Source organism: Priestia sp. JSM ZJ58, assembly GCF_044383985.1.
Lineage (GTDB): Bacteria > Bacillota > Bacilli > Bacillales > Bacillaceae_H > Priestia > Priestia zanthoxyli.
Genome location: NZ_JBISEM010000001.1, coordinates 4,084,160 through 4,097,517 on the forward strand (window position 1 = coordinate 4,084,160; position 13,358 = coordinate 4,097,517).

At 39.7% G+C, this 13,358-nt stretch carries 10 protein-coding genes; all 10 read right to left on the reverse strand.

The window, feature by feature from the left end; all coding sequences use genetic code 11:
- Positions 1-9: 9 nt before the first annotated feature.
- Positions 10-2,613, reverse strand: coding sequence for an ATP-dependent chaperone ClpB (gene clpB, locus ACH6EI_RS21055; RefSeq protein WP_098113542.1), 2,604 nt, complete (start codon positions 2,611-2,613; stop codon positions 10-12).
- Positions 2,614-2,728: 115 nt separating this feature from the next.
- A complete protein-coding gene (locus ACH6EI_RS21060; protein ID WP_013055394.1) occupies positions 2,729-2,908 on the reverse strand; it encodes a YjzC family protein in 180 nt (59 codons plus the stop codon).
- Positions 2,909-3,041: 133 nt separating this feature from the next.
- Positions 3,042-3,686, reverse strand: coding sequence for an SDR family oxidoreductase (locus ACH6EI_RS21065; RefSeq protein ID WP_028412382.1), 645 nt, complete (start codon positions 3,684-3,686; stop codon positions 3,042-3,044).
- A gap of 102 nt (positions 3,687-3,788) precedes the next feature.
- Complete coding sequence (argF, locus tag ACH6EI_RS21070; RefSeq protein ID WP_028412383.1) at positions 3,789-4,739, reverse strand: ornithine carbamoyltransferase; 951 nt, start codon at positions 4,737-4,739, stop codon at positions 3,789-3,791.
- Positions 4,736-7,846 carry a carbamoyl-phosphate synthase (glutamine-hydrolyzing) large subunit gene (locus ACH6EI_RS21075; protein WP_098113543.1) on the reverse strand — a complete coding sequence of 1,037 codons (3,111 nt, stop codon included), beginning with the start codon at positions 7,844-7,846 and terminating at the stop codon, positions 4,736-4,738. The genes argF and ACH6EI_RS21075 overlap by 4 nt, the downstream gene beginning before the upstream one ends.
- Positions 7,839-8,912: a carbamoyl phosphate synthase small subunit gene (locus tag ACH6EI_RS21080; RefSeq protein ID WP_028412385.1), complete on the reverse strand. Its 1,074-nt coding sequence runs from the start codon at positions 8,910-8,912 to the stop codon at positions 7,839-7,841. The genes ACH6EI_RS21075 and ACH6EI_RS21080 overlap by 8 nt, the downstream gene beginning before the upstream one ends.
- Before the next feature lie 70 nt (positions 8,913-8,982).
- Positions 8,983-10,137, reverse strand: coding sequence for an acetylornithine transaminase (locus ACH6EI_RS21085; RefSeq protein ID WP_028412386.1), 1,155 nt, complete (start codon positions 10,135-10,137; stop codon positions 8,983-8,985).
- Entirely contained in the window at positions 10,103-10,927 is an 825-nt protein-coding gene (gene argB / locus ACH6EI_RS21090; RefSeq protein ID WP_033578035.1) for an acetylglutamate kinase, read from the reverse strand. Before argB ends, ACH6EI_RS21085 begins: the two co-directional genes overlap by 35 nt.
- Positions 10,928-10,939: 12 nt before the next feature.
- The gene (gene argJ / locus ACH6EI_RS21095) at positions 10,940-12,175 is read right to left on the reverse strand and encodes a bifunctional ornithine acetyltransferase/N-acetylglutamate synthase (RefSeq protein WP_033578034.1); all 1,236 of its coding nucleotides are present in this window, start codon (positions 12,173-12,175) and stop codon (positions 10,940-10,942) included.
- Between the two features lie 45 nt (positions 12,176-12,220).
- Positions 12,221-13,264, reverse strand: a complete 1,044-nt coding sequence (gene argC / locus ACH6EI_RS21100) for an N-acetyl-gamma-glutamyl-phosphate reductase (protein WP_098113544.1) — start codon at positions 13,262-13,264, stop codon at positions 12,221-12,223.
- Between the last annotated feature and the right edge of the window lie 94 nt (positions 13,265-13,358).

Consider the following 13,358-nt stretch of genomic DNA (forward strand, 5'->3'; position numbering starts at 1 on the left):
TGAGAAAACTTATACGCTGACAACAAACTCATCATCTTTTACATCAACTGTCACTTGACTATAATCTTCAATTTGCCCTGCAATTAATTCTCTGGCAATTTTTGTTTCAATATATTTTTGAATAAACCTTTTTAAAGGGCGCGCTCCGTATACCGGATCAAACCCGGAGGCCGCAATATGATTTTTTGCTTCTTCTGTTAACATTAACGAAATATGACGATCGGATAAACGCTTTTCAAGCTGAAGCAATAGCTTATCAATAATTCCCTTTACTTCATGAACAGTTAGCGGTTTGAATAAAATCGTGTCGTCTACTCGATTTAAAAATTCTGGGCGAAAATGCTGTCTTAATTGAGCCATCACTTGCTCTCTGGCTTTTTCAGTAATCTCGCCTTCACTTGTTAAACCATCTAATAGAAATTGAGAACCAATATTTGACGTCATAATAATGACCGTATTTTTAAAATCAATGACTTTTCCTTTTGAATCTGTTGCTCTTCCATCATCTAGTATTTGAAGGAGCACGTTAAATACTTCAGGATGAGCTTTTTCAATTTCATCTAACAAAACGACTGAATAAGGCTTGCGTCTCACCGCTTCCGTTAGCTGTCCGCCTTCTTCATACCCTACATAGCCAGGAGGCGCTCCTATAAGCCTAGAGACCGCATGCTTTTCCATGTATTCAGACATATCAATACGAACCATTTGTTCTTCACTGTCAAATAACGAATGTGCCAACGTTTTGGCTAGCTCCGTTTTTCCTACTCCGGTAGGTCCTAGGAAAATAAATGATCCAATTGGGCGGTTCGGGTCTTTAATGCCTGCCCTTGCGCGAATCACAGCATCTGTAACTAAGGATACGGCTTCGTCCTGTCCAATCACACGCTGCTGTAAAATTGACTCAAGCTTCAACAGCTTTTCTCTTTCTCCTTCAACTAGTTTCGACACCGGAATTCCCGTCCATCTTCCTACAATTTCAGCAATTTCTTCTTCCGTTACTTCTTCTCTTAACAAACGGTTTTCTTGTGCTTTTTCAGCAGCTGTTTCTTCCAGCTGTTTTAGTTCTTTTTCAAGAGCTGGAATGCGTCCGTGGCGAAGTTCGGCTGCTTTATTTAAATCATATTTCCCTTCAGCTTCTTCTAGGTCTCGCTTCGCTTTTTCAAGCTGCTCCCGGACATCTTGCACCGTTTGAATCGACTGCTTTTCTTTTTCCCACTGCAGCTTCATTGTATCTGCACGTTCTTTTAAATCAGAGACTTCTTTTCGAATTGCCTCTAACCTTGTGATGCTTGCTTGATCTGTTTCTTTACTTAATGCCGCTTCTTCAATTTCAAGCTGCATGACACGTCGCGTTACTTCATCTAATTCTGATGGCATCGAATCAATTTCTGTTCGAATAGTTGCGCATGCTTCATCAATTAAATCAATTGCTTTATCAGGTAAAAAGCGATCTGAGATATAACGATCCGACATAACCGCTGCTGAAACAATCGCCCGGTCATGAATATTTACACCGTGATGAATTTCAAATCGTTCTTTTAAACCACGTAAGATAGAGATTGTATCTTCTACTGAAGGTTCTTCAACCAGCACCTGTTGAAAGCGTCTTTCAAGAGCTGGATCTTTTTCAATATACTGACGATACTCATCAAGAGTTGTAGCTCCTATACAGTGAAGTTCTCCTCTAGCAAGCATTGGTTTTAAAATATTCCCTGCATCCATCGCTCCGTCCGTACGACCTGCTCCAACGATTGTATGAAGTTCGTCAATAAATAAAAGAATTTGACCGTTGCTTTTCTTAACTTCTTGAAGAACAGCTTTTAAACGCTCTTCAAATTCGCCTCTGAACTTCGCTCCTGCTACTAAAGCTCCCATATCTAATGAGAAGATGGTTTTATCTTTTAATCCTTCAGGCACATCTCTACGAACAATTCGCTGTGCTAGACCTTCAACAATCGCTGTTTTACCAACGCCAGGTTCTCCAATCAAAACTGGATTGTTTTTTGTTTTTCGCGATAAAATGCGGATAACGCGGCGAATTTCTCCGTCTCGTCCAATGACTGGATCAATGTTCCCTGCTCGTACTTCTGCCACTAAGTCTCTTCCATATTTAGCTAACGCTTCATATGTAACTTCCGGATTTTGACTTGTAATTCGCTGATTTCCTCGAAGGCTAGTAAGCACATCTTGCAAAGCTTTTTTTGTTATACCGTGACTTGAAAATAACTTGCCATATTCACTAGAAGACGGTTCCTGTGCTAAGGCTAAAAAGATGTGCTCAACTGAAACATAATCATCTTGCAGACGAGATGCTTCTTCTTGAGCTTTGACAAACAGCTGCTGGAGTTTATTTGTAATATAAACTTTCCCTGCTTCAGCTCCACTTCCTGTAACAGCAGGTTTTTTCGCAAGCAGTTGATTTACCTGCTGCTGAAAAGATTGATGATCTATATGTAAATGATCTAATATGCGAGGAGCAATACCATCTTGCTGATGAATAAGCGTATAAAGCAAATGAGCAATATCCACTTCCTGCTGATTTCGTTTAATAGCTTCGGACTGCGCTTCCATCACGCCTTCTTGCAATTTTTGGGTCATTTTATTTATGTCCATTGAACATCCTCCTTCGATACATTTGACCTTTATTGACCTTTATTTCATTATACCCAGCAATGGGAAAACAAGTAAAGCCATTCAATTTAGAATGGCTTCTTTATTTTTTTACTATTTAAGGCTTGCGCATGTATGTCCAGTGGCGATCATCGTTTGCCGTCTCTGGAAAACGCTCTCCTGCTTTTAATTTAACCTTTTGAGGATTATTTACGTTGCTTCCTGTTTCACCAATTTCAATATACACTCCGTTATTAGGAGCTTTTTGACCCGGTGTGAAATGACGATTTTGTCCCATTGTCCTGCCTCCTCATTCCTGAAATGAAATGTTCTCCTATACTATTCCCTTAAGATTTCCGTTTCATAATGGAGATGTTTTCATATTAGGAACAGAACAGAAAAGAGCAGACCTTTAGATCTGCCCTTTTGTATCAATGAGTAAATTTAATAGCTTGTTCAATTTCAGTTTCTCCGGCTAACATTTCAAACGTTTTTCCTATCGTAGCTTCTTCGTTTAGGCATTCTACAAGCACGGTTGCTACATCTGCTCGAGGAATCGTCTGAGATTTATCTTCAATATCATTATTGATATCAATTTTTCCAGTAGCTGAATCATTCGATAAAGTTCCTGGTCGTACAATTGTATATTGCAGATTAGACTGCTTTAAGTATTCATCCGCTATCGCTTTAGCACGCAGGTAAAGTTGTAAGCCTTCTGGTCCTTGTTCAGGTGCATCTGTTCCCATTGAACTTAACATAACAAAGCGCTTCACACCTTGATTTTTTGCTTCATCAATGATATTTTTAGCACCGTTTTGATCCACAGCGATTGTTTTTTCGTCTCCCGTATGTCCTCCAGAACCTGCTGCAAATATGACAGCATCCATACCTCTTAAAGCATCTGAAACATCTTGCTCCAAGTCACCAAGTACAACGTTAGCGCCCAGCTTTTTTAAAGCGTCTGCTTGTTTTTCGTCGCGAATCATCGCATAAGCTTCATGCTGCTTGCTGTTTGCGACTTTTTCTACCACTTGTTTTCCCGTTGTTCCGTTTGCTCCAACAACTAATACTTTCATCATAAATCACCTTTCGTTCTGTTTAGTATACAACTGGTGTTCCCACAATTAATTCCCTTTAAACAAAAAAACCTTTCTGATATTCTCAGAAAGGTTTTTTTCTTAGCCTAAAATTGCTTGAAGCAAGGCCTTTTGTACATGCATACGATTTCCAGCCTGCTGGAAAACAACCGAATTTGGTCCGTCAATAATGCTTGCTGTCACTTCTTCTTCACGATGCGCAGGCAAGCAGTGGAGAAATAAATAGTCTGACTTCGCATGGGCAGCTAGCTCTTCATTGACTTGATAAGGAGCAAATATTTTCAAGCGCTGCTGTGCTTCTTCTTCCTGTCCCATACTTGTCCACACGTCTGCATAAATAGCATCGGCATTTTTTACAGCCTCTACAGGATCTTTTGTAATCGTAACCTTCGCACCCGTTTTAGCAGCTACTTCATTAACATAAGCTGTTACAAAGTCTTTTGGCTCATATCCGTCAGGGCATCCAATTGAAATATCTATTCCCATTTTTGCACATGCAATCATTAAGGAATGCGCTACATTATTTCCGTCTCCAACATAAGCTACTTTTAGCCCATCAAATGATTTCTTGTGCTCGTAAATCGTTAATAAATCAGCTAGAGCCTGACAAGGATGATAATCATCTGTCAAACCATTAATAACGGGAATGGATGCGTAATCTGCAAGCTCTTCGATCTTGCTATGTTCAAACGTACGAATCATGATAGCATCGATGAATTCAGATAGTACGCGTGCTGTATCAGCAATCGTTTCTCCGCGTCCAATTTGTAAATCCTGGCTGCTTAAAAAGAGGGCGTTTCCTCCAAGCTGCATCATTCCCGCTTCAAATGAGACTCTTGTTCTTGTTGAAGATTTTTCAAAAATGAGCCCCAGCGTTTTTCCTTTTAACGATGTGACGATTTCACCATTTTTATGCTTTTCTTTCAGCTCAATGGCGCTTTCTAAAAGTGACATAATATCGTCTGATGATAAATCTTTAAGCGTAAGCAAATCTTTTCCCTTTAAATTCGTATTTACCGATACTGTACTCATGATACTGTCACTTCCTTTTTAGTTTTTTGAAACCATTCTTGTAGTGATGAAACGTGATATTCATCGACTTGGAACGATTGGAAAAATAGCGAAGCCGTTTCTGCCTCCGTCATAACCATTAAACCGTGTTTTAATGCTGACATACGGCTTTCTTTATCTTCAGGCTGTAAACTTACATATAATAAAGCTTCTTTCGTTTTTACCCATTCACTAACTTCTTTATCTTTAACAAGAGTTAATCCCGCGCTTTGCGCAAGTTCTTCAAGGCCCTGTGCTTCTCCGTTAATATACACTTCTGCAGCACCTTTTTTACTTAACACATACTGATGGAATACTTTTTTTGCTGCTTCTTCAATCGTTGAAGAAATCGCAATTCCTTCACCAGTTGACTTCATTTCTGGTCCAACAAGCGGATCAACTCCTGATAATTTACTTGTCGAAAACACTGGAAACTTAATAGTTGTATAAGCCGGATCCGGCAATAAACCTAGCTTCTCGCTAATTTCCGACAATGATTTCCCAAGCAATATTTGAGTTGATAGCGAAACAAGCGGCGTGTTGCACACTTTGCTTACTACAGGCACTGTACGGCTGGCACGCGGATTAACTTCCAGCATGTAGACTTCATCGTTGTAAATAACATATTGGATATTCATAATCCCTTTATATTGAAGTTTGTTTACAATTTTTTGAGCGTAGCTCACCATTTTTTCTTTATGTGCTGCTTCTACTGTTTTTGCTGGTAAAAGCGCATAGCTGTCTCCTGAATGAACGCCGGCTTTTTCAATATGTTCAACGATTGTCGGAATCAACACATCTTTTCCGTCTGCTACAACATCAATTTCTGCTTCTTTTCCAGGGAAGTAAGCATCAATAAGCATTGGGAAATGAGACGCTTTAATAGCTGGTAAACAAGCCTGCAGCTCCGTTTCATTTTGAATTGTCAGCATTCCTTTTCCGCCAATGACGTAAGAAGGACGAATAAGTAATGGGAATCCCATAGCTTTTGCTTTTTGTACAAGTTCTTGCTCATCTTTCGCCATTTCACCTGGGATATGCGGAATATCACAGTCGTCTAAGAGCTTATAAAACAGGTCGCGATCTTCAAGTGCATCAATAACATCATTTGTAATCCCTAGTAAATTGACGCCAGCTTCTTCTAGCCCTTTAACAAGCGAAATAGCCGTTTGACCTCCGTATTGAACAATTACATCCGTCACATTTTCAGCATCAAGAACGTTTAGCACATCTTCTACTGTTACAGGTTCAAAATATAAGCGGTCTGCTACTTCAAAATCCGTACTTACCGTTTCTGGATTGTTGTTAATTAAAATTGTTTCGTATCCTTCTTTTTCAAGAGCTAACACACCGTGTACAGAGCTGTAGTCAAATTCTACTCCTTGGCCGATACGAATCGGTCCAGAACCGATAATCGCAACTTTTTTATTCGTTGATGGTTCAATCTCACTCTCGCCATAATAACTAGAGTAGAAATAAGCCGTAGAGGATTCGAACTCCGCTGCACATGTATCTACCATTTTGTAGCTTGGCGTAATATGTAGTGCTTTACGTTTCGCTCTTACGTCAAGCTCTGGCACGTTCCATACGCTTGCTAGATACGCATCTGTAAAACCATGCTCCTTCACTTGCTTGAAGTGTTCAGCTGTAATGGAATCAAAACGTACTTCCTTCAAAGAGGCTTCCATTTTAATCAGCTGCGTAAAGTGTGTTAAATAGAAATAATCAATTTGCGTTACTTCATGGATATACTCAGGCGTTGTACCGCGACGTAAAAGCTCAAGGATAACAAAAATACGCTCATCGCTTTGTTCGCCAAGCTTGCTTTTTAATTCATCCGTTGAAAGTTCTTGCAGTTCTTCTACTTCCAATCCTTGTAAATCAATTTCTAAAGAAGACAGTGCCTTTTGGAAGCTACGTGTAAAGTTACGGTCAATAGCCATTACTTCTCCAGTTGCTTTCATTTGCGTGCCAAGCGTTCTCTCCGCGTAGAAAAACTTGTCAAACGGCCATCTTGGAAATTTCACTACTACATAGTCAAGAGCTGGTTCGAAGCTTGCATATGTGTCTCCTGTTACAGGATTTAATAACTCATGAAGCGTGTAGCCTACTGATAGTTTTGCAGCAATTTTAGCAATCGGATAGCCCGTTGCTTTTGATGCAAGAGCAGACGAACGGCTCACACGCGGATTTACTTCAATTAAATAGTACTGCTTGCTTTTTGGATCAAGCGCAAACTGAATGTTGCAACCTCCAATAATGCCAAGCGATGAAATAATTTTAACTGAAGCCGAACGAAGCATTTGATATTCCACGTCGGTTAACGTTTGAGAAGGAGCAACAACTACCGAATCTCCAGTATGAACACCCACGGGATCAATATTTTCCATGTTACAAATTGTAATGCACGTATTGTTCTCGTCACGCATAACCTCGTACTCAACCTCTTTAAATCCAGCGATGCTTTTTTCAATTAAGCATTGAGTAATAGCACTTTCACGTAAACCTGACGCTGAAAGTTTTTCAAGTTCTTCCATAGAATGAGCAATTCCTCCGCCCGTTCCGCCTAACGTATAAGCAGGACGTACAATAACAGGAAAACCAATTTTCTCGGCAAAAGCTAATGCTTCTTCTACTTTTGTGACAACTTCACTTTCCGGCACCGGTTCATTTAGTTCATTCATTAATGCACGGAACTCTTCACGGCTTTCACCTTTTTTGATTGATTCAATCGGTGTTCCTAAAAGTTTCACATCGTATTTTGGCAAAATATTTTGTTCATGAAGCTCAAGGGCTAAGTTTAAACCCGTCTGTCCGCCTAATGTAGCTAACAAACCATCCGGCTTTTCTTTTGCAATAATTTTCTCTACGCAGTCTACTGTTAATGGTTCAAAATAGATTCGATCTGCTACGTGAGTGTCCGTCATAATCGTAGCTGGATTATTATTGATTAAGATAACTTCATAACCTTCTTCTTTTAATGACAAGCATGCCTGAGTTCCTGAATAATCAAATTCTGCTGCTTGCCCAATTACGATTGGTCCTGATCCGATTACTAAAATCTTTTTTAATGTTTGGTCTTTAGGCATATACTTTTCCGCTCCCTACTTGCTGTACTTTCGTCATAAATTCATCAAAGATATACGTGCTGTCACTTGGTCCAGGATGTGCTTCTGGATGATATTGAACCGAAATAACAGGAAGGTCTTTATGCATTAAACCTTCAACCGATCCGTCATTCACATTTTTAAATCGAACGCTTAATGGCGTAGACGTAATCGTCTGTTCATCTACGACATAGCTATGGTTTTGAGACGTCATACACACTTTGTTAGTCGTTAAATCAATTACAGGCTGATTAGCTCCTCGGTGACCGAACGCCAGCTTTTTGGTTTCTGCCCCAAAAGCAAGCCCAATTAACTGATGTCCAAAGCAAATTCCCAAAGTTGGATACGCTGAAATAATTTCTTTTAATTCATCCAGCTGACTGCTTACTTGAGTTGGATCTCCAGGTCCGTTTGATAAGACAATGCCATCCGGCTGCAGCTCTTTTACTTTTGAAGAGCTTGTAGAATAAGGAACAACCGTTACTTTGCACTCTCGATTTAGCAGCTCTTGTAAAATTGATTTTTTATAGCCAAAGTCCATTAATACAACGTGTTTTTCACCGTTTCCGTAAGTAACAGGCTCTTTTGTTGACACTTCTTTTACTACATATCCATCGCATTCAGCAGTAAATGCTGGCGGCTCAGCAGATGCCGAAAAGGCAGATTGCATCGTACCTTCTTTTCGAATTCGTTTTACGACCGCTCTCGTATCCACATGTGTAATAAGCGGAATGTTCCATTTCTTTAAATATTGTTTGAAGCTGTACATCGCTTCGTAATGGAACCCTTCATCTGAACATTCGTATACGACAACGCCTGCTACGTGAGGCTTTTTGCTTTCATAATCTTTCTCATTGATACCATAGTTCCCAATCAAAGGGTACGTAAAGACGATAATTTGATCTTTGTAAGATGGATCAGTCACAACTTCTTGATAACCAGTCATTCCAGTAAAGAAAACAATTTCTCCTTCTGCCTGGTGCGTTGCTGTATGTTCAATGTGTCCGGCGAACGAATCGCCGTTTGCTAAGTGTAAATATCCGTTCATTGTGCATCCCTCTTCGAATAATTATTTATAAAACAGAATTTTTATACAAACATATTCAAAAAAATTTGTATTATGAAGTAATTTTTGTTTGGCTAAATGCTTCTTCAATGATATGAATCGCTTGGTCTAACTCTTCTTTTGTTACAGTTAAAGGCGGCAGCAATCGTACTACATGCGGTCCTGCTCCCAGTGCTAGCAATCCTTTTTCACGCATTGCTGCAAGCAATGCCGACTGATGTTCTCCGCATTCAATTCCAATCATAAAACCTTTTCCGCGAACATCTTTTACAAATGAATAATCTGCTACGCTATTTTTCAAAGCGTTGGTAAAATAAAGGCTTTTTTCTGCAACCTCTGCTAAAAATGCTTCGTTAAAAATAATGTTTAAAGTTGCTTTAGCTGAAGCTAATGCAATTGGATTTCCTCCAAAGGTTGTTCCGTGAGTACCAGGTCCAAACGCTTCTTTGAGATAGCCTTTTCCAATCATCGCACCAACCGGCATTCCGCTTCCTAACCCTTTAGCTGCTGTAATAATATCTGGTGACACATTAAAATGCTGATAGGCAAATGGTTTTCCTGTTCTGCCGATTCCAGTTTGCACTTCATCGACTATAAACAGTGCTTCGTGCTTTTTACACAGCTCTTGAATAGTTAATAAAAATGCTTCGGTTCCTGGAACAACTCCGCCTTCTCCTTGAATGACTTCAACCATAATTGCTGCTACGCTGTCGTCCATTTCCTGTTTTAATGCTTCTTCATCATTGTATGGCACGTAAACAAACTCATTAACAAGAGGACCGAAGCCATCATGAATTTTTGCCTGCCCTGTAGCTGTCATGGTAGCAAATGTACGTCCATGAAATGATTTTGTAAAGGTAATGATTTTATGTTTTTGCGTGTACTTGCGCGCTAATTTAATCGCCGCTTCGTTGGCTTCTGCACCGCTGTTACAGAAGAATACTGCATCACCGTTTGAATGTTCCACAAGCTTACCTGCTACATCTTCTTGAATCGATTGATGAAATAAATTTGACACGTGCCACACTTTATTTAACTGCTCTTCGATCGCTTTTTGAACATCAGGATGACGATGGCCTACGTTACAGACAGCGATACCTGAAATAAAATCTAAATACTCATTTCCTTTGTTATCTATTAATTTTGTTCCTTGCGCCTCTTCCACATGGATATCAAACCGTTGATATGTTGGAAACAATGAACTCATCGCTATCTTCTCCACCTTTTCCACTATATTTAATTGCTGTACCAATCAGCTTTCCTTCCTTATCTAAAAATCCATCAGTTCCGCTAATAATATGAACTTCTTCAAGTAAAGGAGATAACGCATTTACCGCTGATGTCACTTTTGGAATCATTCCGCCGTAAATTACTTTTTCTTCAATAAGTGCATCAATCTCTGACTTTGTAAGTTCAGGAAGCAATGCTCCATCCTTTAATACACCTTTTACATCCGTCACAAACATCAGCTTTTCAGCATTTACTGCTTGTGCAACGGCTCCGGCTGCCACGTCAGCATTAATATTATAGCTATTACCTTCTTCATCGGCTCCAATGGAAGAAATAACCGGAATGTACTGACTGTCAGTTAGTTGTTTTAATAATGTATCGTTTACGCCTTTTACTTCTCCAACGTAACCTAGACGTTCAACATCGATAGCCTCTGCTTTAAGCAAAGATCCATCAATTCCTGATAGTCCTACTGCTTTTAAGTTCGCTTTTTGTAGTTCTTTTACAAGATGCTTATTAACTTTGCCTGCTAATACCATCGTCACAACTTCTAATGCTTCTTTGGACGTTTTTCGAAGCCCATCTACAAATTCCGTTTCAATGTGAAGCTTGGTAAGCGTATCTTGAATATCAGGCCCGCCTCCGTGCACAACAATGATCTGATATCCACTCGCTTTTAACTGCTGAATACTTTCAAAAAAAGCGCTTGTTAACTGATTGATAATGCTGCCTCCGCATTTTACAACGACGATTTTTTCACTGCTCATTTCACTCTCTCCTTACGTTCGATAACTGGCGTTGATTTTCACATAATCGTAAGTCAAATCGCAGCCCCACGCCTTGCCAATTCCATTTCCCTGCTGCAAGTCAACATAGACTTCAACCGTATCATTTTCTAAATAAGCTTTTGCTTCTTCTTCACTAAATGAAACAGGCTGGCTGTTTTTTAGCATTTGGATATCACCTAACGAAACGTTCACTGCTTCTGGATTAAGCGCTACGCCGCTGTAGCCAACTGAACAAATAATTCGTCCCCAATTGGCATCGGCTCCATACATGGCCGTTTTCACTAAGTTCGAGCCTACAATTTGTTTAGCAATCACATTTGCCTCTTCGTTTGTATGAGCACCAGATACGTTTACTTCAATTAGTTTTGTTGCTCCTTCACCGTCGCGTGCAATTTGTTTGGCTAAATCTTCACACGTCAAGCGCAGTGCTTCATAAAATGACGTCCATTCAGGATGATCTGGTGTAAGCGACTGGTGATCAGCTTTTCCATTTGCTAAAACAACAACCATATCATTCGTAGACGTATCACCATCTACTGTAATTTGATTAAAGCTTTTATTTGTAATAGAACCCAGCGCATCTTGTAGTACTGAAGCTTCAACCTTAGCATCCGTTGTGATAAAGCTAAGCATCGTAGCCATATTCGGGTGAATCATACCTGATCCTTTCGCTGTGCCGCCAATCGTAACCGTTTTGCCGTCAATGGCTGTTTGATAGCAAGCTGACTTCATTACGGTATCTGTTGTTAAAATAGCCGTTTGAAATTCTTCTGCTTTTTCTTTGTTCGACGAAGGACTTAATAACCCAATGCCCTTCACGATTTTTTCCATATCTAGAAGCTCTCCAATTACCCCTGTAGAAGCTACCGCTACATGATGAGGTAGAATATTAAGCTTTTCTGCACATGTATTTCGCATTTGGTATGCATCTTTTAATCCTTGTTCTCCAGTACATGCATTTGCACATGCGCTGTTCACAACGATCGCTTGCAGCTTCTGCTCTACTGCTACACTTTCTTTTGTAACAGCTAAAGGCGCTGCTTGGAAGGCATTAAGCGTGTAAACAGCTGCGCAATTAGCTGGCACATCACTTACAATAACTCCTAAATCTTTTTTAGCATAACGTAAACCAGCGTGAACGCCATCTGCTGAAAAACCTAGCGGCGTTACAATTGTACCGTTCTCTATTTTCTTTATCTTTTCTTTCGTTTGTTTAACTGTAATCACTATACGTTCCCTCCTGCTTTTATCGTGATTAGTGATGCTGTGCTTTTATGGGAAGACAGGCAGTAGTCCAATACCCGTTTGCTGTTCAAATCCCATCATGATATTGGCATTTTGAATGGCCTGACCGGCTGCCCCTTTAACTAAGTTATCAATGACAGAAACAATCGTGACACGCTTTGTTCGTTCGTCAAATGCAATACCAATATCGCAATAATTTGATGCACTTACTTCTTTAGTAGACGGAAATTCACCAGCTTTTCGAACGCGAACGAATGGGGAGTTTTGATATGTATCTACATATAGCTGATGAAGCTCTTGTACTGAGCTCTCTTCAGAAAGTTCAGCGTATATCGTACTCATAATCCCTCGCGTCATTGGAACTAAGTGCGTACTGAACGTAACATGGCCAATTTCCTCATCCCACTTTTCTAAAACAGATTCAATTTCTGGGATATGCTGATGCTGATTAACTTTGTATATTTTCATATTTTCATTGATTTCAGCATAATGAGCCATTTGCGAAAGACCACGTCCTGCTCCTGAAATTCCGGACTTTGCATCAATGATAATAGAGTTTGAGTTCACCATTTGTTTACTAACGAGAGGAGCTAGCCCAAGCAGTGTAGCTGTTGGATAACAACCCGGGTTCGCAACGAACGTACTGCTTTCAACTTCTTCTGCAAACCATTCCGCTAACCCATACACGGACTGTTGTAAAAACGCTTCGGCTGCAGCAGGCTTTTTGTACCACTTTTCATAAAGAGCTTCTGTTTTTAATCTAAAATCTCCAGATAAATCTACCACTTTTATTCCTTCTTCTATTAATTGAGGTACAAGTTTGCTAGAAACACCGGACGGAGTTGCTGTAAACACTAAGTCTAATTCTTTGGCCATGTTCTTAGGGTTTATATCTTGCAGTGTATATACAGTATTAGAAAGGTGAGGATAAACTTCTGCTAGTTCCATCCCATCCTGAGAGGATGAATAAACTGCATAAACATGAAAATGCGGGTGATTCGCTAACAAACGAATCAGTTCTACTCCTCCATACCCTGTTGCTCCAACAATTCCTACCTTGTATTCTTTCATTTTAAAACTCCTTTTTCCACGTATCTATTTGAATTATTTATCATTATAATACCGTATAAAAATAAAATCAAATGAATATTTAAAAAAACCAACA

What these genes read in the sequence shown, in the direction of transcription:
- argF (WP_028412383.1), bottom strand. Translation starts at nt 4,739, where the DNA reads ATGAGTACAGTATCGGTAAATACGAATTTAAAGGGAAAAGATTTGCTT.
- ACH6EI_RS21060 (WP_013055394.1), bottom strand. Translation starts at nt 2,908, where the DNA reads ATGGGACAAAATCGTCATTTCACACCGGGTCAAAAAGCTCCTAATAAC.
- ACH6EI_RS21065 (WP_028412382.1), bottom strand. Translation starts at nt 3,686, where the DNA reads ATGAAAGTATTAGTTGTTGGAGCAAACGGAACAACGGGAAAACAAGTG.
- argC (WP_098113544.1), bottom strand. Translation starts at nt 13,264, where the DNA reads ATGAAAGAATACAAGGTAGGAATTGTTGGAGCAACAGGGTATGGAGGA.
- ACH6EI_RS21085 (WP_028412386.1), bottom strand. Translation starts at nt 10,137, where the DNA reads ATGAGTTCATTGTTTCCAACATATCAACGGTTTGATATCCATGTGGAA.
- clpB (WP_098113542.1), bottom strand. Translation starts at nt 2,613, where the DNA reads ATGGACATAAATAAAATGACCCAAAAATTGCAAGAAGGCGTGATGGAA.
- ACH6EI_RS21080 (WP_028412385.1), bottom strand. Translation starts at nt 8,912, where the DNA reads ATGAACGGATATTTACACTTAGCAAACGGCGATTCGTTCGCCGGACAC.
- argB (WP_033578035.1), bottom strand. Translation starts at nt 10,927, where the DNA reads ATGAGCAGTGAAAAAATCGTCGTTGTAAAATGCGGAGGCAGCATTATC.
- ACH6EI_RS21075 (WP_098113543.1), bottom strand. Translation starts at nt 7,846, where the DNA reads ATGCCTAAAGACCAAACATTAAAAAAGATTTTAGTAATCGGATCAGGA.